The sequence below is a fragment of the Pseudomonas sp. 09C 129 genome, from assembly GCF_002843625.1.
In the GTDB taxonomy this organism is placed as follows: Bacteria; Pseudomonadota; Gammaproteobacteria; order Pseudomonadales; family Pseudomonadaceae; genus Aquipseudomonas; species Aquipseudomonas chlororaphis.
Map to the genome: position 1 here is coordinate 4,069,845 of NZ_CP025261.1, position 24,017 is coordinate 4,093,861.

Here is a 24,017-nt window from a genome sequence, read left to right on the forward strand (position 1 = left end):
TTTTGGTTCCGGAGCGCCCGCGTTCAGGCAGCCCGGGCCTTCATGCCGAACCGCCTTCGCAGGGCCGCTGCCAGGCGCGCTGCAACAGGTCGATCACCTCCTCGTCCGACGTCTGGGCAAAGTCCGCGTAACCATTGCCGATCGACACGAACCACAGGGGCGTGATCGGGCAGATCAGCTCGTCGACCTCGAAACTCAGGGTGTCGACGGTTTCCTGCGGCGCCAGGGGCACGGCCACCACGATCCGCGCTGGGTGCTGCAGGCGCGTCGCCTGTACCGCGGCGTGCATCGAGGCGCCGGTGGCCAGCCCGTCGTCCACCAGGATCACCACCTGGCCACGCAGGTCGGGCGCGGCCCGGTCGCCACGGTAGACCCGTTCGCGGCGCTGCAACTCCTGGGTTTCCCGTACGGTCACCGCTTGCAGCGCGGCATCACCGAGGTGATGGCTGCTCAGGACGTCCTGATTGAGGATGCGGATACCACCGCTGGCGATGGCGCCCATCGCCAGTTCTTCATGGCCGGGCACGCCAAGCTTGCGCACCAGCATCAGGTCCAGCCGCACCTCCAGGGCCCGGGCGATTTCCCAGGCCACCGGCACCCCGCCCCGGGGCAACGCCAGCACGATCACCTCGGGCCGGCGACTGTATTTCTGCAACGGCGCGACCAGCCCTTGCCCGGCGGCCTGACGGTTGCGCAGGGTCATCTGCAATGACGGATATTCGCTCATGTCTCACCTCCCAAGGCGCCCGGCTACAGCGCCAGCAGGCTGCAGGGCAGCTGATACAGCGCGTGCTCGGTGGTGCTGCCCACCAGTTTCTCCAGGCCCTGGCGATGCACGCGGCCCATGACCAGCACGTCGGCCTGGCTCTCGGTGACGAAGTTGGCCAGCACGGTGACCGGTTGTCCGAGGATGAAATGCCGGCGTTCCTCGGGCACGCCATAACGCTCGGCCAGTTCCAGGAAGGCTTTTTCCAGGGTCACCCGCAGTTCCCGGGTCAGGTCCGCCAGCACCAGGCCACCGCCCCCGGCATCGCCCAGGTAGACCGACGACACGTCATAGGCGTGCAGCAGGTGCAGCTCGGCATCGCATTGCAGGGCCAGGCTGTTGGCTTCGTGGATGATCCGGTCGTTGAGCCCGTTGTGCTGGTACTCCGGCCGCGACGGGTCGACCGCCGCGACCACCATTTGCGGCAACGTATGGCCGTGGCGGCCCATGAGATACAGCGGTACCGGGCACTGGCGCAGCAGGTGCCAGTCCATCGGCGTGAGAAAGGCGCGTTTGAGCGCCGGTTCGTGCTGCACGTCCTTGATCAGCAGGTCGGGCTGGATTTCCGCGACGTGCTGCAGGATTTCCTCCAGCAGGTCGTCAGCCCAGGTCACCTCGCCGTTGACCGTGACCCCATGGCCACGCAGGCGATGCACCTCCTCCTGCAACCATTCCTGGTGCCCCAGGCGGTAACGTTCGCGCGCTTCATTGCGCACGTTGTGCTCGAACAGGGAAAGAATCGACGCCGGTTTCAGCAAGGCCGCGATATGCAGGCTCGCCCCGCTGGCCTTGGCCAGGGCAGCGGCACGCGGAATCGCGGGGGACTGGCGCATTGCCGGGTCGATGACCAGCAACAAACGTTGATACTGGCTCATGGCGCACCTCCAGATAGGCTGGACGCCCACGCCGGCCACCGGCGCCCGCTTCTCTATACGCCAGTGCGTCAACGCCGGATCGAACGCCAGCATGACTTCAGACTTCCCACTGACAATGCGCCCGTCGCGGCGTTACGGCAAGTGCGTCCAGCGCCGGTGCAGACCACGGGCCAGGCTGTCCAGGGCAAAGCCCAGGGCGCCGATCAGCAGGACCATGGCCATCAGTTCCGAATAGGCCAGGCGGTCGCGGGTATCGAGGATGAAATAGCCCAGGCCGGCGCTGACGCCAAGCATTTCGCAAGGCACCAGGACGATCCACAGAATGCCGATGGCCAGGCGCACGCCGGTCAGCACATGGCCCAGCACCCCGGGCAGGATCACCTTGCGCAGGGTTTCCCAGCGGGTGGCGCTGAGGCTGCGGCTCAGTTGCAGCCAGCGCGGGTCGAGCTGGCGCACCCCGGCCGCGGTATTGAGCAGGATCGGCCAGACTGCGGCGAAGGCCAGCAGGAAGTAGATCGGCTGGTCCCCTACCCCCATCAGCATCACCACCACCGGCATCCACGACAGCGGCGAGATCATTCGCAGGAACTGGAACGCCGGGGTGGTGGCCGCCTCCAGGTGGCGGTAGCTGCCGATCAGCAGGCCCAGGGGCACGCCGACCAGCAAGGCCAGCGCCAGGCCGACCAGGATGCGCTGGAGGCTGACCAGCACATGCTCGTACAGCTCGGCGCGGCCCAGCAGTTCCAGCAGGCTGGCCAGGGTCGCCGCCGGCGAAAAACGCGCCGCGAGCCCGTCGGCGCCGCCGAACAGGTGCACCCCCAGCCACCACAACAGCAGCAGGCCCAGCAGCCCCGCCACGCCCAGCAGCCCGTGCAGGCTCGATGCGGATCGCTTGGCCATCAGAGGCTGAACTCCTCGCTGCGTTCGAAGCTGTCGGGCAAGCCGAATGCCTTGAGCCCGCCAACCGACGCGATGGCGTTGCGCACGAAGCGCTCGTCCACCAGATCGCGGGCGGTGTGCTGCGGGTCGAGGCTGGCCAAAAAGCCCTTGTCGCCTTCGACCAGGGTGTCCTTGAGGCGCTTGACCAGTTCCTCGGTGTAGCTGGGGAACGGGTACGGCTGGAAGTCGATGCGCTGCTCGTCCCACTGGGCGTGCTGGATCGCGCCGTCGGCCAGGTACTGCTGGCGTTCGCTGGCACTCGGCGCCAAGACCCGGCTCAGCACCTGGGGCGCATGCGGGGTGTAGCGGTTGGCGCCGTCGCGGGACAGCAGACTGGCGGCCTCGGCGCGGTGGTCGCGGGTCCACAACTGGGCCTTGACGATGGCATTGACCACCTTCTGCGACCATTCGGGGCGGTGATTCAAATCCTGCTCGTGCATGAACACCACGCAGCAGGCGTGGTTGCGCCAGATATCCCCGGTAAAGCGCTGCACCCGGCCGATCTTGAGTTCCTCGGCCAGGGCGTTGAAGGGCTCGGCGACTATGTAGCCGGCGATGCGCTTGCTGGCCAGGGCCGGCGGCATGTCCGACGGCGGCAGCACCAGCAGGTTGACCTCGTTGGCTGCCAGCGGGCTGCTGGCCGGCCGGCTCACCGGGGTCAGGCCGTTGTCGCGCAACAGTTGCTGCACCACCACGTTATGAATCGAGTACCAGAACGGAATCGCCAGCGCCTGCCCGCCCAGTTGCCGGACCTCGGTGATGCCCGGCGCCACGGTCAGGCCGGAGCCGCCGACGTGGTTCCAGGCCACCACCTTGGCCGGCACCCGGCTGCCATAGCGGGCCCAGACGGTCATCGGCGACAGCAGGTGGATCACATTGACCTGCCCGGAAATAAAGGCCTCGATCACCTGCGCCCAACTGCGCAACAGCACCGGGCGCTCGGAGCGGATGCCCTCGGCCTCGAACAGGCCGTTGTTATGGGCCACCAGCAAGGGCGTGGCGTCGGTGATCGGCAGGTAGCCGATGCGCACCGGCGCGTCCGGCTCCGCGGCGGCGCGGGCCTGCAGGCTATTGAGCAACGGCAAGGCGCCGCCGGCGGTGAGCAAGGCGCTGAGCTTGAGGAAGTCGCGACGGCTGTGGGTGAAGTCATCCAGGCACATGGTGTATCTCCGATCATTCGGGCAAGGGGTTGAACCCGGCCATTTACCGCCTTTTGCGGCTCATCCGGCTCGTCCGGCTCGTCCGGCTCGTCTGTAGTAGCGAAGCTTGCTCGCGAATGACCTCAACGCTGACGGGGTGTCTGGGACCCTGCGCCGCACTGACGTTTTTATCGCGAGCAAGCTTCGCTCCTACAGAGACAGAGGTGCAGGCTGAGGCAGCAAGGCTTGGGGTTGTGCAGCGCGGCTCGCCCGCCGAAGGGTTTTGAGAATCTCGATACGCAGGGCGCCCAGTTCTTCCACCAGCTCGGCGCGCGGCTGAGGCAGGTCGATGCGCCACTCGCCGAGGGTCCGCGCCGGGCTGTTACCCAGTAGCAGGATTCGCTCGGAAAGCAGCAGGGCTTCGTCGATGTCGTGGGTGATCAGCAGCGCCGCGGTGCGGTGCTCGGCAATCACCTTGAGCAGCAGTTGCTGCATGTCGGCGCGGGTCACTTCGTCCAGCGCGCCGAAGGGTTCGTCGAGCAACAGCACCTGCGGCTGGCGCGCCAGGCAACGGGCCAGCGCGGTGCGCTGGGCCATGCCGCCGGACAGCTGCGCCGGGTAATGCCCGCGGGCATGCTGCAGGCCGACCTCGGCGATCGCCTGGTCGATCCGCGCCTGGCGCTGCCGGGTGTCCAGCGCCGGCTGGCGGGCGAAATCGAGGCCGAAGGCGACGTTGTGTTCCAGGTTCAGCCAGGGCAGCAGGCTGGGGTCCTGGAACGCCACGGCCACCCGTGGATGCGGCCCGTCCAGCGCCTGGCCCAGCAGGCTGACGCTGCCACTGTGGGGCGCCTGCAAGCCGGCCAGGACCCGCAACAGGCTGGACTTGCCGACGCCGCTGGGGCCGAGGATCGACACCACCTCCCCTGGCTGCAAGCGCAGGTTGAAGCCTTCCAGCACCGCTTGCCAGCCTGCTTCACCGGGGTAGCCGAGGCTGATCTGCCGGGCTTCGAGCAAGGCCGCGCTCATGCCGCCGCGTCCCGGGCCTGGCGCTGCAATTCGGCGCGCAACTGCACCAGGCTCGGCGTGACGATCGGCACGAAGGCCGACTCGCGCCAGCGCCGGGCAAAACCGCCGCCATGCTCGCTCAGGTAGGCCTTGCCGCCGCTGGCCTGCAACTCCAGCTGAACGGCATTGGCGGCAGCTTCGGCCAGGGCGATGCGCAGCCGGAACAGCGCCGCGGGCTGGGTCAGGAAACGCCCCTCCAACAGGCCGCGCTTGAGCTCGGCGACGCTCTCCTCCAACTGCTGGCGTTGCTCCTGCAACGGCTCGCGCAGGATCGAACGCCCGCTGTGCAGATGAGTTTGCACTTCATCCAGCGCGCGCCGCGCCAGGCCGATGGCCATGCCGCATTGCAAGCCGAGAAACGCCGGGCGCACCGCTGGCAGAAAGGCCTTGGCGTCCTCGTGCAGCAACCAGTCGTGGCCGACCTCGACCTGCTGCAGTTCCAGCGCCGCGGTGTTGCTCGACTGCAAGCCCATCAGTTGCAAATCCTCGGAACGTTGCAAGCCGGCCAGGCCCGCGGGGATCGCCAGGATAAAGGGTGCGCCGCCCTGCTCGTGCTCGATGGCCGCGGCCACTACAAAACCGCTTTTGCGCAGATTGGTCACCCAGTGCAGGCGCCCGTTCAGATTCCAACCACCCGCCCGTGGCTGCGCGCGGACTTGCAGGGCCTCGATGCCGGAGAGGAACTTCATGGCATTCGACAGCCCGGTGGCCCCCGCCAGTTCGCCGCTGAGCAGGTCCGGCAACAGACGCTCGCGCAAGGCCGCGTTGGGGCTGTGCAGCAGGTATTCGATAAAGGCCCGCTGGCCCCAGAACACAAAGGCCGCCGCCAGGGAACGGCTGGCCACCGCGGCCAGCGCCTCCACGGCGTCGCCCAGGTCGCCGTCGCTACCGCCCTGCCCGGCCGGAATGCCGATGCGCAGCACCTGCGCCTCGGCCAGCCGCGCCAGCACCTGCTGCGGGTCGCAGTGGCCCAGATCCAGGGCCTGGGCCTCGGCGTCCAGCCATTGACTGAATGCGGGGTTGAGCATGTGGTTTTCTCCTTTTTACGCGGCACCGGCCCAACGGCCGTGCCTTGAATCCAGCCGCTGCATCATTGCTGCGGCGCTTGCCAGCGGTACTTGGCCAGTTCCGGGTTCAGCGGCGTGCGGGCGAACACGTTGGCGAAATTGCACAGGGTCGCCAGGCTCACCCCGAGTATCACTTCCAGGGCATTGCCCTCGCTGTAGCCGGCGGCCTTGAACGCCGCGAACGTCGGCTCGCTGACGTTGCCACGGGTGGCGATCACTTCGGTGGCGAAGGCAGCCAATGCCTGCAGTTTTTCCTCCGGCAAGGGGCTGCGCTCACGCAACGCGCTGATCACTTCGTCCGGCAGTTTGGCCTTGTTCTGCGCCACCGCAGTGTGCCCGGCCACACAGAAATCGCAACCGTGGGTGGTGGCGGCCACCAGTTGCACCACCTCCCGTTCGGCCAGGCTCAGCTCGGCCTTGCCATTGAGCGCCGATACCGTAACGTAGGTCTCCAGCGCCGCCGGGGCATTGGCCAGGATGCCCAGCAGATTGGGGATGAACCCCGAGTTGTTCTGGGCGTTCTGCAAAAACGGCCGGGCCGCTTCGGGAGCGCTTTGCAGGCTGTGTAGAGTGATGCGCGACATGCGGTGGACTCCTGCTGTGTTGGTGTCCGGCCAGTCTGTTGGTTATAAGAATTCCGATCCATATTCTAAAGTAGCGATTACTTGCTCCTGAGTGTTTCCATTAGATGATTTCGTCCAGCCCACTGGTTGATTGGTTATTAGAAAGCCTCGAACTCGACGCCAGCCTGTTCCATGTCGGCCGCTACTGCGGCGGCTGGCACGCCAGCACCCACGGCCTGGCCCGGGCCAGCTTCCACCTGATCGTGCAGGGCCATTGCTGGCTGCATATCGAGGGCCATGAGCCGGCCCAGCGCCTGAATGCCGGGGATGCGCTGTTCCTGCTGCGCGACCTGGACTATCGCCTGTCCAGCGCCCAAGCGCATGGCGCCGCCCTTGAACTGCCACGCAGGGCCATGCAGGCGCTCGACGCTCACGCACAAGATCAGGCCGAGGATGGCGTGGGCCTGGTCTGCGGCTTCTTTCATTTCAAGTCCGGGCTGTCGTCGCTGATCATCGACGCCCTGCCGGACTGGATCGTGCTGCGCGCCGGCGACCCGTCCCTGAGTGCGGCGCGGGCCCTGTTCGAGCTGATCCTGCAAGAGTGCCGGCGCACGCCCGCGCCCTCCTCGGCGCTGCTGGAGCGCCTGAGCCATCTGCTGTTCCTCTATGTGCTGCGCCAGCAAGTGGCCGATAACCAGGGCCTTGGCGGGCTGGTGGCGCTGGCCCGGCACCCGGCCTTCGCCGCGCTGCTGGAACAGCTGATCGAACACCCCGAACAACCCTGGCCCCTGGAAAGCATGGCGGCCTGCACCGGGCTGTCGCGCTCGGCCTTCTTCAAGCGCTTCAACGAACTGGCCGGGCAATCCCCGGGCCAGGTCCTGCTGGCGCTGCGCATGCGCCATGCCTGCCAGTTGCTCAAGGCCAACCACACCGTGGAACAGGTCGGCGCGGCAGTGGGTTATCAATCGATCGCGGCCTTTACCCGGGCCTTCGCCAAGGCCGTGGGCGTACAGCCGGGGGCTTATCGGCGCCAGCACGAAGGGCGTTGAATGCCCCGGGGCCTGTGACCTGGCCCCGGCAAGGCGTCACTGGCTCAGGGCCTGGGTAAAGGAAGTGTCGACAATAGTCGCGGTGGCCAAGGGCGCCGGCAGCGCCTTGACCTTGAACAGGAAGTCCGCAGTGCTTTGCAGGTCGGCGGCGGCCTGCGGGTCCACCGGGCCGATGCTCATGTGCGCCTGGCGCAGCCAATGGCGCGAGACGTTCGGGTCGAGGTTGGCCTTTTTCGCCCACAGGTCGGCGTACTGGTCGGTATGGCTGTCGACCCAGGCGCGAGCCAGCTTCAGGCGGCCGAGAAAGTCGGCGATGGCTTCACGCTTGCTGTCGATGGCCGGGGTCGAGGCGGCGATGGCGCTGAGGCCGGGCATCAGGTTCTTCGCGGTGAGGATCGGCCGCGCGCCGGAGAACAGGATCTGTTGCGAGATATAGGGTTCCCACACCGGGAAGGCGTCGATGCTGCCCTGGGGCAAGGCCGCGGCGGCGTCGATCGGCATCAGCTTGATGAACTCGACATGGTCCTCCGGCAGGCCGGCCTGCTCCAGGGCGCGCAGGGTCAGTTGCTGGCTCCAGGCGCCGGGCCAGTAGGCGACCTTCTTGCCCTTGAGGTCGGCGATGGTCTGCACCGGCGAGTCCTTGGGCACCAGCAAGGCGATGGTGTCCGGGTTCTGCCGCGAGACGCCGATCAGCTTCACCGGCGCCTGTTTCGCGGCGAGGAACAGAAAGCCCGAATCCCCGAGAAAGCCCAGGTCCAGGGCCCCGGTGTTCAGCGCTTCGGCCAGGGGCGCGGCGGCCTGGAAGTGTTTCCAATCGACCTTATAGGGCGCGCCTTCGAGCACACCCGAGGCCTCCACCGAGGCGCGCACGTTGTAGTAGTTCTGGTCGCCGACATGCAGCACCAGCGGCTCGGCGGCCTGGGCCAGGGGCGCCGCGAACAGGGTGCTGAGGAGCAGACGGCGCAGGCGTCGGGAGAGCGTCATGGGAAATTCCTGGATGATTGGAAAAGCGGATTTTCTAGAACATAACGCTCTTAGAATCCGCTTTTGAAATTCTGTTAACGCATAAGCTCATAGCCGCTTTTGCACCCGCGTCAGGAGGCTGTTGGTGGAGAAACAGCGCGGCAACAGACTGTTGGCCAGGCAACATCGCCAGAGGCTTTTTTCCTGTTGGAACACCTTGAAACCGCCCTTCCCCGGCTATGGCACAGAGCCTGCAATATTCCTTTCCGGCAGGATTTATTCCTGCCGTCCGCGACTTTTGAAATAAGCAGCGGAAATAACAACATTGCCCTCTCGCCGCCTTGTCCGGAGCCGCTCCATGAAACCCGTCTTGCGTTTCCCCCTGGCTCGCGCCAGATACCTGCTCAGCGCCTGCGTCCTGGCGCTAGGCCTGCAACCCCTGGCCCAGGCCGCGGAAAATCCGCCGGCCGAAGTGCACCTGGACTACGCCTATTACTCGCCGGTCAGCCTGGTGCTCAAGCACTTCGGCTTTCTCGAAAAGGCCCTGCCCCAGACCAAGGTCGGCTGGGTTCTCAGCCAGGGCAGCAACCGCTCCCTGGAATACCTCAACAGCGGCGGCGTCGACTTTGCCTCGTCCGCCAGCCTGGCGGCGGTGCTGAGCCGGGCCAACGGCAGCCCGATCAAGTCGGTGTATGTCTACAGCCGCGCCGAATGGACCGCCCTGGTGGTGCGCAAGGACTCGCCGTACCAGACAGTCGCCGATCTCAAGGGCAAGAAGATCGCCGCCACCAAAGGCACCGATCCCTACCTGTTCACCCTGCGCAGCCTGCAACAGGCCGGGCTGAAAAAAGACGATGTGGAACTGGTGCACCTGCAGCACCCGGACGGTCGCACCGCCCTGGAAAAAGGCGACGTCGACGCCTGGGCCGGCCTCGACCCGCACATGGCCGCCAGCGAAGTACAGGCCGGCTCGCGCCTGCTGTACCGCAACAGCGCCTTCAATAGCTACGGCGTGCTCAGCGTCACCGAGCAATACGCCAAGGAACATCCGCAGACCATCGCCAGCGTGCTCGCCGCCTATGAGCAGGCCCGCGAATGGTCGGTCAAGCACCCGGACGAGCTGGCCAGGCTACTGGCCGACGAATCCGGCCTGCCGCTGGAAGTGGCCCGGCTGCAACTGTCGCGCACCGACCTCGGCAACCCGCGGTTGAGCGCCGAGGATGTGCTGGCCTCCAAGGCCGCCGCGCCAATCCTGGTGTCCGAGGAACTGGTGCGCCGCGGGGTGAACGTGGACCAGGTGATCGACCAGTTGCTCGACACCGGCGTCAAGCAGGCCGTGGCCCGTCAATAACCTACCGCCCAGGCGACGACCGAGCCCGCGCCTGGCGCGGATTCGGCGTTGCCGGAGAATCGCCATGAGCAGCGACAGCAACAACCTCTCGACCCGCCTGGCCCTGTCCGCGCCGAGCAAGCTCCCACGCCTCAACCCCGCCCGCTGGCGCCTGCGCCTCAAGGGCCTGGCCCTGCCGGTAGTGATCATCCTGCTGCTGGAGTTCGTGGTGCGCATCGGCTGGCTGCCGTCGTACCAGATGCCGGCCCCCAGCGAGATCGCCCTGACCCTCGGCGACCTGGCCGAAGGCGCGCTGTGGAAACACATCGGCGCCAGCCTGCTGCGGGTGCTGCTGGGTTTTGCCATCGGCGCCAGCCTGGCGCTGGTCTTCGCCGCCTGGGTCGGTCTGAGCCGGGAGGCCGAAGCCTACCTGGAGCCGACCTTCGCCGGCCTGCGCTCGATCCCCAGCCTGGCCTGGGTGCCGTTGCTCCTGCTGTGGCTGGGCATCGACGAAACCTCCAAGGTGGTGCTGATCGCCATCGGCGCCTTCTTCCCGGTGTACCTCAATGGCGTGGCGGCGATTCGCGATATCGACCGCAAGCTGGTGGAGGTCGGCCACATGTACGGTTTCGGCCGGCGTCGGCTGGTGCGGCGGATTCTCCTGCCGGCCGCCCTGCCCGGCCTGTTCACCGGCTTGCGCAGCGGCATGAGCCTGGCCTGGATGTTCCTGGTGGCCGCCGAACTGATCGCCGCCACCAAGGGCCTGGGTTATCTGCTCAGCGACGGCCGGGAAACCTCGCGGCCGGACATCGTGCTGGCGGCGATTATCGTCCTCGCGGTGCTGGGCAAGCTCAGCGACGGCATTCTCGCCGGCCTGGAAAAACGCTTCCTGGCCTGGCGCGACACCTTCAATGGCCAAGGCGGCAACGACTAACGCACAGAGGATCGAGCCATGCCCCAAGCCCTGCTGGACATCCACGTGGAGCGCAAGACTTTCGCCGCCACCACCGTCCTCCATGATATCCACCTGCAATTGCAACCGCGGGAAACCGTGAGCCTGCTGGGCCCCAGCGGCTGCGGCAAAAGCACCCTGCTGCGCATCGTCGCCGGCCTGGAGAAGGACTTTCAGGGGCAACTGCTGAGCCACACCGAGCGCCTGGCCTTTGTCTTCCAGGAACCGCGGCTGATGCCCTGGCTGACGGTGGAACAGAACATCGGCTTTGGCGACGACGAGCATTACGACCGGGCCTGGGTCGCGCAACTGATCGAGGAAGTCGGCCTCGCGGGTTTTGCCCAGGCCCTGCCCAAGGCGCTGTCCGGCGGCATGGCGCAGCGGGTGGCGATCGCCCGCGGCCTGTACGCGCGGCCACAGGTGCTGCTGCTCGACGAGCCCTTCAGCGCGGTGGACGCTTTTACCCGGATGAAACTGCAGGACCTGCTGCTGCAACTGGCCGAGCGTCACGCCATCGCCCTGCTGCTGGTGACCCACGATGTCGACGAGGCGCTGTACCTGAGCGACCGGGTGCTGGTGATGGACAACCGCCCCAGCCGTATTCGCCAGGAACTGGCGGTGCAACTGAGCCACCCGCGGGACCGCCGCGACCCGCTGCTGGCCCGCCTCAAGGCGTTGGCCCTGACCGAATTGCACAAGGCCCATGTGATTTGAGCGGGCTTTGCCACGGCCCGGCACTTAAGAACACAAAGGAATTAATAAATAAATAATCAGTATTTATGGTTATAAAAATAACCACGTACTCTCACCTCATCCCGCCCATTGGTCACGACAGTGAAGTGCCTTATGAAACCGACCGACAACGTTATCGACTTCGCCCAGTTCCGCAAACGCAAGCAGGCCCAGCAACTGGCCCGGGCCATGTGGGAGATGTACGCGCGCAATGCCGGTTACCAGGCGTTCCAGTGGGTTCAGACGGCCTGGCCGACCAGGACCTACCACGCGTGAGCGCCCAGGAACCCTCGCGCTTTCTGGCGAGCGCCGACGAACCCGACCTTGATTTGACCCCTCTGGAAACTCAGGAAGAAGACCCCATCAGCGAACGGGTCGCGCAGAACCTGCAACGCCTGCGCAGCAAGCGTCATCTGTCCCTGGATGCCCTGGCCCGCCAGTGCGGGGTCAGCCGGGCGATGCTGGCGCAGATCGAGTCCGGGCGCAGCGTGCCGTCGATCAAGGTGCTGTGCAAGATCGCCAAGGGCCTGAAGGTGTCGGTCGCGGCCTTTCTCGAACACCGCGCCTTCGAAGGCGTGGCGGTGCTGCCGTCGAGCCGGAGCAAACGCCTGGTCAGCGCCAACGGCGCCTTTGTCAGCCGCGCCCTGTTCCCCTTCGACGTGGCGCGCCAGTCGGAATTCTACGAACTGCGCCTGAGCCCGCTCGGCGAAGACCAGTCCGAAGGACACGGGCCGGGGGTCCAGGAAAACCTGGTGGTGTCCCAGGGCGTACTGGAAATCAGCGTCAACCAAGAACGCTACCTGCTCTCCACCGGCGACTCGATCCTGTTCTACGCCGACCAGCCGCACCGCTACCGCAACCCCGCCGACAGCGAAGCGGTGGCCTACCTGGTGGTGACCTACCCGGAACGCCTGGACTGAACAAGCAGGGACTGTACTGACATGGCGGGTCCTGCGGCCCCGATCGCAGGCTGCGCCAGCGGCCACGAATATCGATAGTCCCGCTATAGAAAAAGCCCGGCGGGATTATCCCGGCCGGGCTTTTTTTGTGCCGCTGCGAGGAATCAGCAGGTGCAGCACATCATCGGCATGCCGTTGCAGCTCATCATCATCGGCATGCCGCAGTCGTTCATCATCTTCATCATCAGGGCGCAGCAACTTTTCATCATGTCCATGTTCATGCCGGCCATTGGCATGATCTTGCACATCATGCAGTCGGCCTCGACTGTGCACTCCATCACGCACTTCATCGACGGCATCGGCATGCCCATCATCGGCATTGGCATCATGGCGCCCATCATCGGCATTGGCATCATGGCGCCCATCATCGGCATGGCCATGCTCGCCCGGGACATGCACATCATGCTCATGTTGGCGCAGTGCATCATCATCGGCATGCCGCAGTTCATCATCATCTGCATCATTTGCGCGCTGTTCTTGAACATGGCCATGTCCATGCCCGCGGCCGGCATCATCTTGCACAGCATGCCGTCGTCCATCATTTCGCAGCTCATGGTCGCCATCATCATCGGCATGCCCATCATCGGCATCATCGGCATGTTGGCGTTCATCGGCATTTGCATCTGCATGGCATTCATCATGGTGAAACTCCCTAAGCGATTCGATAGTTGGACGAAGCGGATGGGGCGGATTCTAGGGAGTGGCGAACGCCGCACAAGATGCCGATCGAACAGCAATCGCGGCTGCCGGGACAGCTTCAGCGCAGCCGCTCGCGCGGGATTTTCCGCTTCAGCAGCCGGATGGATTTCATGGCGGACGGAAGCAGGACGACAGCGTGTTTTCCGCTGCGATGGATATGCGCAAATCAGCGCATCCCATAACCCAAAGAAATAATCATTCTAAAGAGGCCCGACTTTTCTCGGGAAAAGGCCCCTTGCCAGCCTCGCCGGTGCCCTGTGGCAGGGTTCGGCGAGGGTCGCAAGCGCGGTGCGGGACATGACACGGGGTCGGGATCGCGGGTCTCAGAGCTTGGCGATCGACACCTCGGTGGATTTGACGAAGGCGATGACCTCGCTGCCGACCTTCAACTCCAGGTCGCGCACCGAGCGCGTGGTGATCACCGAGGTGACGATGCCCGAGGCGGTCTGCACATCGATCTCCGAGACCACCTGGCCTTCATGGATCTCCTTGATGACGCCCTTGAACTGGTTGCGAACATTGATTGCCTTGATGGTCATGATGGGCCTTCCTGTCTGGGGTGGGCACTGGCGCATCGCCGTGCAGGCCTCTAAGGTGCCCTGTGTCTTTTCATATTAAAAGGAATAAATAGTAGTTATTTTATTCCTTAAATGAATATAAAATTTCTCCCGTCCCCTTCGTTACCTTGACCGAGCACCGCGCCTTTGCTTCTCTGGATCCCTAACCCTTTCAGGAGATTGTCATGCGAACACTCGAGCTGGCGGGCGTGCCCGTCCCGGTGATTGGCCAGGGTACCTGGCGCATGGGCGAGGAGCGCCACCAGCGCAACGCCGAGATTGCCGCGCTGCAGGCCGGTATCGAACGGGGCATGAGCCTGATCGACACTGCCGAGATGTACGCCGAGGGCGGCGCGGAGGAAGTGGTTGGCGCCGCCATCACCGGCCAGCGCGACCGGGTGTTCCTGGTCAGCAAGGTGTACCCGCACAACGCCAGCCGCAAAGGCATTCCCCAAGCCTGCGAGCGCAGCCTGCGGCGCCTGGGTACCGACTACATCGACCTGTACCTGCTGCACTGGCGTGGGCAGTACCCGCTCGAGGAAACCGTGGAAGCCTTCGAGCGCCTGCGCGAAGACGGCAAGATCGGCCGCTGGGGCGTTTCCAATTTCGACCTCGATGACCTCGAGGAACTGGCGAGCCCGGCCTGCGCCACCAACCAAGTGCTGTACAACATCGAGGAACGCGGCATCGAATTCGACCTGCTGCCCGCCGCGCGACAACAGCGCTTGCCGCTCATGGCTTACTGCCCTATCGCCCAGGCCGGCAAGTTGCTGCGCCACCCCACCCTGCAGCAGGTCGCCGACCGCCATGGCGTGACCACGGCCCAGGTCTTGCTGGCCTGGGTCCTGCGCCAGGACGGCGTGATCGCCATTCCCAAGGCGGTACACCCCGAGCATGTCCGGCTGAATGCCGAGGCGGCCGGGTTGCGCTTGCACGACGAAGACCTGGCGGCCATCGACCAGGCCTTCCCCGCGCCACTGCGCAAGCAGCGACTGGCGATGGTCTGAGCCGGCTATCGCGAGCTGCGCCACCCCGAAAAACCTGGCACCCATGCCAGGTTTTTTCGTCGTGGACCAGGCTGGAAGCGGCGAAATACCAGCGACTTTAAGGATCGTCCTATCCCGGATTTTTGAGGGTTTATTTAGAGTGGGTCAATGAGATTAAAGACCTACCTTCATCAGATCAGTCCCCTATTTTCCAGTCCTGAAGCCGCCAGCAGGTTGCTGCGTCTTTTCGCACTCATTCTTTTGGTCGGCATCCTCGGCGCCGTCTACAACTTCCTCAATTCCACCCTCAGCAACGATATTTCCCGGCGCCGCGGCTACATGAGCAGCGCCATCGCCGAAGCCCAGACCTTCTTCACCAGCCGCGAGGCCTTGCTGGAAAGCCTCAGCCTGTCCGCGGTACGCCGATCCAGGCAGGTCCAGGGGTATCCGCCTTCCAGCGAAGAACTGCACCTGCAACTGGGCGACATCGATGATCCGTGGAGCATCTGGCTGAGCCAGCGCATGCGCGAATACTTCAAGGCCAAGCAGGTCAACCTGCTCTATGTAAGCCCTGGCCCCGAGGCCCGGGTCATGCGCCTCTACAGCAGCAACCCGACCTCCCCCAACCTGCCCAGGACCATCCTCTCGAAGCTTGAGGTCCTGAACCATGGGGAGCATCCGGACACCGACGAGCTGTGGCTGACCGACCCGTCCACGCAGACTTCGCAGCTGTACATTTTCACCCGGCTCGACGAGCGCACCGATGACTCCGGCTGGCTGGGCCTGGAAATGGATGGGCGGGAAGTGCTCAAGGCCCTCAGCGACCAGAGCGCCGGCGAGTTCATGATGTTCAACTCCGAAGGCGCGCTGCTGTTCACCAACACCCCGGCCGGGCGCCTGGGGCAGGCCCTGCAGCAACTGCAAGGCAGCAACTTCTTCGGTTTTGTCGGCAGTGGCTGGTGGCCCGATCACCTGGTGATCCGCAAGCAACTGATGACCTCCGACTGGCAACTGGTCTACTCCTTCAGCCTGCAGTCCCTGCTGATCGCGCTCTGGCCGCAGCTGGCCGGCGCCCTGGCGTTCTGCCTGTTCAGCATCAGCCTGATCTGCCTGCTGACCCGCCGCATCGAGCACCGTTTCATCACCCCTGCGCTGAGCCGTATCCAGGCGCTGGTCGAGAGCGAGCTGTTCAGCCGCGACGTGATCCAGACCGCGCCCGTGGCCTTGTGCGTGCTGCGGCGTACCGATGGCCGAGTGGTCCTGGAAAACACCCTGGCGCAGCAGTGGCTGGGCGATGGCGCCGAACGGGAAATACTCTGCGCCGGCTGGATCCAGCAAGCCTTCAAGAGCCACGAACCGAACCGCTTCGACTACTTCGAGACCACCGACGGGCGTCATCTTTACCTGAGTTCCGCGCCCACCCGCTACAAGGGCGAGGACGTATTGTTCTGCGCCTTCAGCGACATAAGCGCGCGCAAGCAGGTGGAAGCCGCGCTGGAAGAAGCGCGGCAGATGGCCGACGCCGCCAACGAAGCCAAGACCCTGTTCCTCGCCACCATGAGCCATGAAATACGCACCCCGCTCTATGGCGTGCTGGGCACCCTGGAGCTGCTCGCGCGCACTCAACTCGATACCCAGCAGCGCGATTACCTGCGCGCCATCGAGTGTTCTTCCTCGACCCTGTTGCAGTTGATCTGCGATGTGCTGGACGTGTCCAAGATCGAGGCCGGGCAACTGGCCCTGGAACTCAATGAGTTCTCGCCACTGGACCTGGTCCACGAGCTGATCCAGGGCTATTCCGCGGCAGCGTCGAACAAGGGCCTGCTGCTGTATTCCTGCGTGGACCCGCAAATCCCCGAGCGACTGATCGGCGACGTCACCCGGATCCGGCAGATCCTCAGCAACCTGCTCAACAACGCGGTGAAGTTCACCGACCTGGGGCGCATCGTGCTGCGGGTCAACCTGCTGAGCCGCGATGGCGAGCGCTCCAGCATCCTGTGGCAGGTCTCCGACACCGGCAAAGGCATTGCCCAGGATCATCAGCCGTTGATCTTCGAACCCTTCTATCAAACCGGCGGCAACGCCAACGTGGTGGCGGGCACCGGCCTGGGCCTGCCTATCTGTCAGCGTCTCACGCAATTGATGAACGGCAGCCTGCGCATGGTCAGCGAACTGGGGCTGGGCAGCAGCTTCTCCCTCACCCTGCCCCTGGAAGCGGCGATCGATGGGCCGGTCACCCTGCCCGCCACGCAGCTGCTGCCGGAAACCATCTATGTGATGTCCAGCGTCCGCGAGCTGGCGGAATCCATCGGCGGCTGGCTGCGCCAATGGGGCGCGCGGGTGCAACTCTGCCATCCCTCGAAGATCGCCCCGACCAGCGATTGCCTGCTGGTCGAGGTTCACCCCGGCGAACTGGAACAACGCCTGCAGCCCGACTGGCCCGGTCCGCTGATCCTCGCCACCGGGGCAGGCAACAACGAACCGCAGGTTCGTGCCGGGTGCTGGCATGTGAACCTGAACCACCTGCGTTCCATTCATCAGGCGGTCAGCCAGGCCCAGGGGCTGTGGGTGGCCAAGGCCGAGAATCACAACGAACACTGGACGTTGAAGCAACTGAACCTGAACGTGCTGGTGGCCGAAGACAACGTCATCAACCAACTGATCCTCAGGGATCAGCTGGAAGAGCTGGGCTGCAGCGTGGAGCTTGCGTCAAACGGCGAGGAAGCCCTGTCGATGTGGGACCCCGAAAGGTTCGATCTGGTCCTCACCGACGTCAACATGCCCATGATGAATGGCTATGAACTGGCCAAGGAGTTGCGACGCCGTGGCTGTACGGTCCCGATCATCGGTGCCACGGCCAACGCGATGCGTGGAGAAGAAGAGCAATGTCTGGCGGCCGGAATGAACCATTGCCTGGTCAAACCTTTTGCATTACGCGCCCTGTTCAATTACCTAGCGCCCTATGAAAGAGCGAAGAATGAAGCCCTGTAGCATATTGATCGTTGAAGACCATCCCTTCCAGCACATGTACCTGCAACATCTGTTCGGTGAGCTGGGCCCCTACTACCTGGAAGGCGCCCGGGATGGCGAAGAGGCGCTGGAACGCTTGAAATGGCGCAAGTTCGACCTGGTGCTCACCGACCTGTTGATGCCGGGAATGGATGGCGTGCAGTTCATCCAGGGACTGGCGGCCCTGCACTCCAAGCCGGCGCTGGCGATCATGAGCTCGGCTTCGCGGCGCATGCTGATGAGTGCCAGCCTGGTTGCCAAGAACCTCGGGGTGAAAGTCATCGGCCTGATCTCGAAACCGGTGAACCTTGCCGCCTTGCAGACCCTGACCACGCAATTGAGCATTTCGCAGCCGAGCTCGCCGCGCCCCTTGCCCGCCTCCATGCTCAGTCGGAGCGCGCTGGTCCAGGCCATCGAGCAAGAGCAGTTCGAAGCCTGGTTCCAACCCAAGAAATCACTGTTCAACGGCCGCATCGTCGCCGCCGAAGCCCTGGTCCGCTGGATGCATCCGACACAGGGCATGCTGCTCCCCGACACCTTCCTGCCCGCCCTCAAGTCCTTCGACCTCGAGGAGGACCTGCTGTGGCTGGTCCTGCGCCAGGCGATCCAGGCCCAGGCACGCTGGCGCCAGCAGGACTACGACATTCCGGTGTCGATCAATCTGCCGACCCATCTGCTCAACAGCCACGACCTGGCGGACCGCCTGTTCGACTTTGTCATGGAACACCAGGGAGTGCCGGGGCAGATCTGTTTCGAACTCATGGAATGTTCGGTGCCCCAGGACATCAGTAACTTCTATGCCGGTGCCTGCCGCTTGCGCATCAAGGGCTTCGGCCTGTCCCAGGACGACTTCGGCAAGGGTTACAGCTCGTACATGAACCTGGTTTCCACCCCGTTCACCGAACTGAAGATCGATCGCGCCCTGGTCCAGGGATGCCACGCCAGCGAAGAACTGACCAAGGCCCTGACCAGCATCATTGCCCTGGGTCGCCAGCTGGGCCTGACCGTGGTGGCCGAAGGCGTGGAAAGCGCCGAGGAGCTGGCGTTGCTGCGCAAGATCGACTGCAGCCAGGTGCAGGGTTTCCTGATCTCTCGCGCAGTCCCCTCCGAGCAGTTTCAACAGTTGCTGGTGAACGACGGTCCAGCCGCCAGTTATTGAACCGAGGACATCCACCCTTCAGGATTACATGCCCCACATCACTGACAAGTCGTTGTTTAAAGGTAAAATCCTCAAGGCTTCGACTTTTTCATGCTTTTTTGGATACCAGTGATGAACCACCAGGACACGCTCATCGAGAATCTGAAACGATACTCGACTCGCCTGAACAAGGGATTGTTGATTTTTCTCGGCTTGACCCTGTTGTTGATCGCCATCAGTTACTGGTCGTCGCACAAACTGCTCGAAGAACAACACGGCAGGTTCAAAGCGCATTTTGCGCGGATGATGGAAGACATCCGCGAACATGAAGACTTCCTCCGGGGCGTGGCCGTACAAAGTAGCAAGATCCCCCTTCACGCCAACGATTCGGTTTCATACCTGAAAAGCGCCTTGCCCGAAGAGGGGCCGCACAACTACCTGGGCCAGGAATTTGCCTTTTCCACGCCCTTCAGCCTCTCTGTCGATCACCAGAGCGTCGAGCCTGACACCTTGGCCAGGCTGGCCGACCTGGGAGAGCACCTGACCGACTATTACAGCGCCTTCTGGTCCACTTCCCATTACCAGTCACCGCCGTTTTTCCTGTTCGATGCCAAGGGCAACTTCAATATCGGCATTCCGGCCGCCGGGCATTCACGCGACCCGCTCTGGAAAAACGACACCCCCAACAAGACCCTCGTCCTGCAAACGCTCAAGCGTCTGCTGGCGAAAGATTCGGCACGGGCCGATGGCGCGGTCGATTGGGAGCCCCTCGTCCCCCATCAGACCAATGAGGCCCCCGTCCGGCTGCTGGCTTATGTCAGCACCCATCTCGGGCCGCAATGGTCACGAGTCCAGGACAGCGGCAACCAGATCGGCGTCGCGTCGCTGTTCAGCATGGATCTGGTCAATGACATCAAGCGACTCATGCCGTGGTCGACCTATGACCATGTCGCCCTGGTCGCCCCCTCCGGAAAGGTGCTCAGCGGTTCGCTGCAACCGGGCGTCGTGCTGCATGACGGGCTGAACATCACCGGCGACGGCATGGTCTTCAAAGTCTCGAGCCATTCCGCCGAGCCCTGGACCGCTCTCTATACCATCGGTTTCAAGAGCTACTTCAACTACACCCTGTGGCCCTTGCCGGTCTTGCTGGCCCTGCTGATCGGCGGCATTGGCTGTGGCTGGCTGGTCAGTCGCCGGTATCAGTCACGTATCGTCAGACCGGTCTACGAGGCTTACCAACGCACCGCCGAGAGCGAGGCCTTCAGCCGGGCCGTGATCGATTGCGCGCCCACTGGCCTGTGCGTGGTGCGTCGCTCGGACTTCAAGGTCCTGCTGGAAAACCGCAAAGCCCAGCAATGGCAAGGCAGCACAAAACTGCGGATGGCCCTGGAGAGCCGGCAGGACCTGTGCGTCGCCGGTGAAACCCGGCTGGACATCGACGGTACTCACCTGCAGGTAGGGTTCGTGAGCACCCGTTACCAGGGCGAGGATGCCTTGCTCTGTGCCTTCCACGACGTGACCAGCCATATCGAGGGCGCGGCCATGCTGGAGCAGGCGCGGCGCTCCGCCGATGCGGCGAGCGAAGCCAAGACGCTGTTCCTCGCCACCATGAGCCACGAAATACGCACCCCGCTCTATGGCGTACTGGGCACCCTGGAACTGCTCGGGCTGACGCGCCTGGATGCTCGCCAGCGCGAGCACCTGCAAACCATCCAGCGCTCGTCCAGCACCCTGTTCCAATTGATCAGCGATGTCCTGGACATTTCCAAGATCGAATCCGGGCAGATGGCGATCGAGTCCCAGGCGTTCTGCCCGCTGCAGATGATCGAGGACACGCTGCACGCCTACAGCGTCTTCGCCGAAAACAAAGGCCTGCTGCTGTACGCCTGTATCGATGCGGCGTTGCCCGACCAGTTGCTGGGCGACCCGGTACGGATCCGGCAGATCCTCAGCAACCTGCTCAGCAACGCCATCAAGTTCACCGACACCGGGCGCGTGGTATTGCGAGTCAAGCTCCTGCACTGCGTGGATGGCCAGGCCAGCCTGGAGTGGCAGGTCACCGACTCCGGCATCGGCATTTCACCGGCGCAACAGGAACGTCTGTTCGACACCTTCTACCAGGTACGCGACGCCTCCAGCGAGGCCGGAGCCGGACTCGGCCTGGCGATATGCCGCTGGTTGACGGAAATGATGAACGGCCAGATACGCGTGGTCAGCGAGCCCGGCCTGGGCAGCAGCTTCTCGCTCCGCCTGGGGCTGAAGGTCATGCCCGGCGCTCTGGAAGGTTGCGCGGACATCCTGCCGAGCACCCAGGCGGTGTATGTGCGGGCTCCCGCCGTGGAGCTGGCGCAGAGCACCAGTGACTGGCTGAATCGCCTCGGCGTGGTCGCCAAGCCATTGCCGGCCTTTGTCGAAGAGTCGCGCCAGGCCAACCTGCTGGTCGATGTCCTGCCCTCCGACGCCCTACCCGCCTGGGCCGGACCAAGGGTCCTGTGCGTCGCCGGCGAACACCCGGCACCGCCACCGCGAGGTTGCACCGTGGATGCCCATGATGTGCGGGCCATCGCCAGGGCCGTGTCCCTGACCCTGCACGGGAAAACCATCGCGCCCGCCGCTCCCGAATGCGACCTGAGCAACAGGCTCGGCCTGCATATCCTGGTGGCCGAGGACAACGCGATCAATCAGGCGATCATCAAGGAGCAGCTCGAAGCCCTGGGCTGTACGGTGACGGCCGCCTCCAATGGCGAAGAAGCCTTGCAGCTCTGGCAGCCGCAGGTGTTCGACCTGGTGCTGACCGACGTGAACATGCCGCTGCTCAACGGCTATGAACTGACCCGCGCCCTGCGTGAGCGTGACCGGGAGACTCCGATCGTCGGGGTCACGGCCAATGCCATGCGCGAAGAAGGCGCCCGCTGCATGGCTGTCGGCATGAATGCCTGGCTGGTCAAACCCTTGAGCCTGCAGACTCTGCACCACTACCTGTCGAATCTCTGCGCGAATGCGCCTGCCCAGGAACCGCAACCGATGATCGATGCAACGCCTTCCCCCACGACCGGCGACACAATGATCGAACTGTCCCCGAAAATGCGTGAGCTGTTCATTACCACCATGCGCCAGGATGTCCAGAGCGTGACCGACGCCCTCGACGCCCAGGATGCCAAGCGGCTCGCCGAACGGCTGCACAGCGCCGCCGGAGCGCTGGGTGCCGTGCAGCTGAGCGGGCTGGCGAAAAACTGCGCCGAACTGGAGTCCCGGATACTGCAAAGCGCGATCACCTCTTCCGTGACCCTTGAGGTGAAAAGCCTGATACAAAGCTTGACGGATATTCTTAATGCACTTGAATGAGACGCGACAAGATTTGATGAGCGCAATCCTTTACTCTTTCTCCTCACCAACCGGCGTATTACGAGTGGCTAGTCATGGAAAAATTTAAAGTAGTCATCGCCGACGATCATCCGATTGTTCTGCTCGGCGTTCGCGAGTTGATGGAACGGGAAAGCAACTTTGAAATAGTCGGTGAAGCCATCAGCTCACAGGGCTTGATCGAGATCCTCGAACAACAGCCGGTCGATATCGTCATTACCGACTACAACATGCCCGGGGACTCTCCCTACGGCGACGGCCTCAAGCTGGTCGAGTACCTGAAGCGCCACTTCCCGCGCCTGCAGATCCTGATCCTGACCATGATCTCCAACCAGTTGATCCTCACGCGCCTGCATGAGCTGGGGGTGGTCGGGGTGATCCAGAAAAGCCAGCTGCATAATGAAATCCAGGTGGCGCTCAAGACCATTGTCGAAAGAGGCTCTTATCAGAGTCTGGAACCTGCGCCGAGCTCGGTCATCGAATCCAACGCCAGCATCGACGACCGGATCTCCATGCTCTCGCCCAAGGAGTTTGAAATCCTGCGGCTGTTCGTTTCCGGCAAGAGCGTCAGTGACATTGCCCGCAGCCAGAACCGCAGTTCGAAGACCATCAGCGCGCAGAAAATCTCCGCCATGCGCAAGCTGGAAGTCGAGAGCGACCAGGACCTGCTGACGTACTGCATCGGGCGCAACATCTTCAACTGACCCCCTCTTATCCAGCGAAGACAGAAGGCCCGGACGACGATGACCTGCGACGACCAGTTCGACCTGCAACAGCTTCAAGGTGCCTGGGAACAGGTGGAATACGAGGACAACGGGGTCAGCAACCCGCCTGACGAACATGGCGCCCCGGGAGCTCTTACCCTGATCCAGGGGCAAGGGTTCCGCGTCGTGACGCTCGAAGGCGAGCTGTTGCTCGCGGGCAGTTTTACCCTCGATACCCGGACCACGCCGAAATCCATTACCTGGGTCGACTCCATGGGCGCCGACACCGGCAAGCACTTGCCTGCCAGCTATCGACTGGACGGCGATGACTTCGTCTTCATCGCCGCGGACGAGGGCCAACCCAGGCCCACCGAGTTTCGCACCGGGCCAGGTGAAACCCTGCGCCGGTTCATCCGCGTCTCACAGGATGGAACAGGCCTCGGCAGCCGCTGAGGTTCACTCATTGGCCGGCATGCCGTCAGGCCCTGGCCCGCTGTATTTCCTGCCCCGCCAACTCGCCGATGGCCAGCAACGCTGCGCAATCCGCACCATCCTGGGCCTGTACCGACATGCCTTGAATGATCGCCCCGATATACCGGGCCAGCGCCGCTGCCTGGGTATCGGCGCGCAGTTGCCCGTTGGCGATGCCCTGCTCGATATGCGCTTCAAAGGCCTTGAGGGTGTTGGCCCTCAGGGCACTGACGAACTCCCGCAGCGCATCGTTTTCCACCGCGCAGGTCAGGGTCGCGGTGGAAATCATGCAGCCCCGCGGCCGCCCGGGCAGGCTGTATTCATGGGCCGCCTCGCGGAGCAGGCGGAGGAAACCGTCCACCACATCCGCCTCTTCGCGCAGTGCCCGCTCGGCAAAGGCGCCAGTGCTGCGCTGGTAATGCGCCAGCGCCTGCTGGTAAAGCTCGGCCTTGGACCTGAACGCGGCATACAGGCTTTGCACGGTGATGCCCATGGCCGCCGACAACTCAGGCATCGAGGCGCCTTCATAGCCCAGGCGCCAGAACACCTCTGCCGCAAGGCCCAGGACCTGGTCGCGATCAAAGGCAATCGGCCGTCCACGACGGCGCACCACGGCAGCAGGATTATTTATCATAATGATCACTATTGAAATTAGAACGAATGCCGGTTAATCATAGCGGACATTGTGATT

Annotated in this window: 23 protein-coding genes; 12 read left to right on the forward strand and 11 right to left on the reverse strand. The window is 63.9% G+C overall.

The window, feature by feature from the left end; translation table 11 throughout:
• Nucleotides 1-40 precede the first annotated feature (40 nt).
• From CXQ81_RS18335 to CXQ81_RS18365, 7 genes are all read right to left on the reverse strand, one after another.
• Nucleotides 41-727 carry a phosphoribosyltransferase gene (locus CXQ81_RS18335; RefSeq protein ID WP_101338097.1) on the reverse strand — a complete coding sequence of 229 codons (687 nt, stop codon included), beginning with the start codon at nt 725-727 and terminating at the stop codon, nt 41-43.
• 23 nt (nt 728-750) lie between these two features.
• The gene (locus CXQ81_RS18340; protein ID WP_101338098.1) at nt 751-1,641 is read right to left on the reverse strand and encodes a universal stress protein; all 891 of its coding nucleotides are present in this window, start codon (nt 1,639-1,641) and stop codon (nt 751-753) included.
• A gap of 132 nt (nt 1,642-1,773) precedes the next feature.
• The gene (locus CXQ81_RS18345) at nt 1,774-2,541 is read right to left on the reverse strand and encodes an ABC transporter permease (protein WP_101338099.1); all 768 of its coding nucleotides are present in this window, start codon (nt 2,539-2,541) and stop codon (nt 1,774-1,776) included.
• Entirely contained in the window at nt 2,541-3,740 is a 1,200-nt protein-coding gene (locus CXQ81_RS18350) for an ABC transporter substrate-binding protein (protein WP_101338100.1), read from the reverse strand. Before CXQ81_RS18350 ends, CXQ81_RS18345 begins: the two co-directional genes overlap by 1 nt.
• A gap of 189 nt (nt 3,741-3,929) precedes the next feature.
• A complete protein-coding gene (locus CXQ81_RS18355) occupies nt 3,930-4,745 on the reverse strand; it encodes an ABC transporter ATP-binding protein (RefSeq protein WP_101338101.1) in 816 nt (271 codons plus the stop codon).
• Nucleotides 4,742-5,812 (reverse strand): acyl-CoA dehydrogenase family protein, encoded by a 1,071-nt coding sequence (locus tag CXQ81_RS18360; RefSeq protein ID WP_101338102.1) that lies wholly within the window; start codon nt 5,810-5,812, stop codon nt 4,742-4,744. Before CXQ81_RS18360 ends, CXQ81_RS18355 begins: the two co-directional genes overlap by 4 nt.
• 62 nt (nt 5,813-5,874) lie before the next feature.
• The gene (locus CXQ81_RS18365; RefSeq protein WP_101338103.1) at nt 5,875-6,435 is read right to left on the reverse strand and encodes a carboxymuconolactone decarboxylase family protein; all 561 of its coding nucleotides are present in this window, start codon (nt 6,433-6,435) and stop codon (nt 5,875-5,877) included.
• A gap of 104 nt (nt 6,436-6,539) precedes the next feature.
• Here CXQ81_RS18365 and CXQ81_RS18370 point away from each other — a divergent pair, with 104 nt between their 5' ends.
• Nucleotides 6,540-7,463, forward strand: a complete 924-nt coding sequence (locus CXQ81_RS18370; protein WP_101338104.1) for an AraC family transcriptional regulator — start codon at nt 6,540-6,542, stop codon at nt 7,461-7,463.
• 36 nt (nt 7,464-7,499) lie between these two features.
• On the opposite strand, the gene CXQ81_RS18375 is transcribed toward CXQ81_RS18370, so the two are convergent.
• Nucleotides 7,500-8,447, reverse strand: a complete 948-nt coding sequence (locus CXQ81_RS18375; protein ID WP_101338105.1) for an ABC transporter substrate-binding protein — start codon at nt 8,445-8,447, stop codon at nt 7,500-7,502.
• A gap of 337 nt (nt 8,448-8,784) precedes the next feature.
• Here CXQ81_RS18375 and CXQ81_RS18380 point away from each other — a divergent pair, with 337 nt between their 5' ends.
• The 5 genes from CXQ81_RS18380 to CXQ81_RS18395 all read left to right on the forward strand — a co-directional run bounded on the left by CXQ81_RS18380 (nt 8,785) and on the right by CXQ81_RS18395 (nt 12,360).
• A complete protein-coding gene (locus CXQ81_RS18380; protein ID WP_101338106.1) occupies nt 8,785-9,777 on the forward strand; it encodes an aliphatic sulfonate ABC transporter substrate-binding protein in 993 nt (330 codons plus the stop codon).
• A gap of 64 nt (nt 9,778-9,841) precedes the next feature.
• Nucleotides 9,842-10,690 carry an ABC transporter permease gene (locus CXQ81_RS18385; protein WP_101338107.1) on the forward strand — a complete coding sequence of 283 codons (849 nt, stop codon included), beginning with the start codon at nt 9,842-9,844 and terminating at the stop codon, nt 10,688-10,690.
• An 18-nt stretch (nt 10,691-10,708) separates the two neighbouring features.
• Nucleotides 10,709-11,422, forward strand: coding sequence for an ABC transporter ATP-binding protein (locus CXQ81_RS18390; RefSeq protein ID WP_101338108.1), 714 nt, complete (start codon nt 10,709-10,711; stop codon nt 11,420-11,422).
• 132 nt (nt 11,423-11,554) lie between these two features.
• On the forward strand, nt 11,555-11,716 hold the full coding sequence (locus CXQ81_RS31240; protein WP_178081069.1) for a hypothetical protein: 162 nt from the start codon (nt 11,555-11,557) through the stop codon (nt 11,714-11,716).
• A gap of 53 nt (nt 11,717-11,769) precedes the next feature.
• Entirely contained in the window at nt 11,770-12,360 is a 591-nt protein-coding gene (locus CXQ81_RS18395; protein WP_371860905.1) for a helix-turn-helix domain-containing protein, read from the forward strand.
• A 143-nt stretch (nt 12,361-12,503) separates the two neighbouring features.
• On the opposite strand, the gene CXQ81_RS18400 is transcribed toward CXQ81_RS18395, so the two are convergent.
• Nucleotides 12,504-13,040, reverse strand: coding sequence for a hypothetical protein (locus CXQ81_RS18400; RefSeq protein WP_178081070.1), 537 nt, complete (start codon nt 13,038-13,040; stop codon nt 12,504-12,506).
• A gap of 381 nt (nt 13,041-13,421) precedes the next feature.
• Nucleotides 13,422-13,637, reverse strand: a complete 216-nt coding sequence (locus tag CXQ81_RS18405; RefSeq protein ID WP_009049200.1) for a molybdopterin-binding protein — start codon at nt 13,635-13,637, stop codon at nt 13,422-13,424.
• A gap of 203 nt (nt 13,638-13,840) precedes the next feature.
• Here CXQ81_RS18405 and CXQ81_RS18410 point away from each other — a divergent pair, with 203 nt between their 5' ends.
• The 6 genes from CXQ81_RS18410 to CXQ81_RS18435 all read left to right on the forward strand — a co-directional run bounded on the left by CXQ81_RS18410 (nt 13,841) and on the right by CXQ81_RS18435 (nt 23,308).
• On the forward strand, nt 13,841-14,662 hold the full coding sequence (locus CXQ81_RS18410; RefSeq protein ID WP_101338110.1) for an aldo/keto reductase: 822 nt from the start codon (nt 13,841-13,843) through the stop codon (nt 14,660-14,662).
• Between the two features lie 147 nt (nt 14,663-14,809).
• Nucleotides 14,810-17,632: a response regulator gene (locus CXQ81_RS18415; RefSeq protein ID WP_101338111.1), complete on the forward strand. Its 2,823-nt coding sequence runs from the start codon at nt 14,810-14,812 to the stop codon at nt 17,630-17,632.
• A complete protein-coding gene (locus CXQ81_RS18420; protein ID WP_007929090.1) occupies nt 17,619-18,809 on the forward strand; it encodes an EAL domain-containing protein in 1,191 nt (396 codons plus the stop codon). The genes CXQ81_RS18415 and CXQ81_RS18420 overlap by 14 nt, the downstream gene beginning before the upstream one ends.
• A 111-nt stretch (nt 18,810-18,920) precedes the next feature.
• Nucleotides 18,921-22,133: a hybrid sensor histidine kinase/response regulator gene (locus CXQ81_RS18425; protein WP_101338112.1), complete on the forward strand. Its 3,213-nt coding sequence runs from the start codon at nt 18,921-18,923 to the stop codon at nt 22,131-22,133.
• Between the two features lie 74 nt (nt 22,134-22,207).
• Nucleotides 22,208-22,855: a response regulator gene (locus CXQ81_RS18430; protein ID WP_007929094.1), complete on the forward strand. Its 648-nt coding sequence runs from the start codon at nt 22,208-22,210 to the stop codon at nt 22,853-22,855.
• A 39-nt stretch (nt 22,856-22,894) separates the two neighbouring features.
• Nucleotides 22,895-23,308 (forward strand): TIGR03067 domain-containing protein, encoded by a 414-nt coding sequence (locus tag CXQ81_RS18435; RefSeq protein ID WP_007929097.1) that lies wholly within the window; start codon nt 22,895-22,897, stop codon nt 23,306-23,308.
• 25 nt (nt 23,309-23,333) lie between these two features.
• On the opposite strand, the gene CXQ81_RS18440 is transcribed toward CXQ81_RS18435, so the two are convergent.
• On the reverse strand, nt 23,334-23,960 hold the full coding sequence (locus tag CXQ81_RS18440; protein ID WP_101338113.1) for a TetR/AcrR family transcriptional regulator: 627 nt from the start codon (nt 23,958-23,960) through the stop codon (nt 23,334-23,336).
• Nucleotides 23,961-24,017 lie beyond the last annotated feature (57 nt).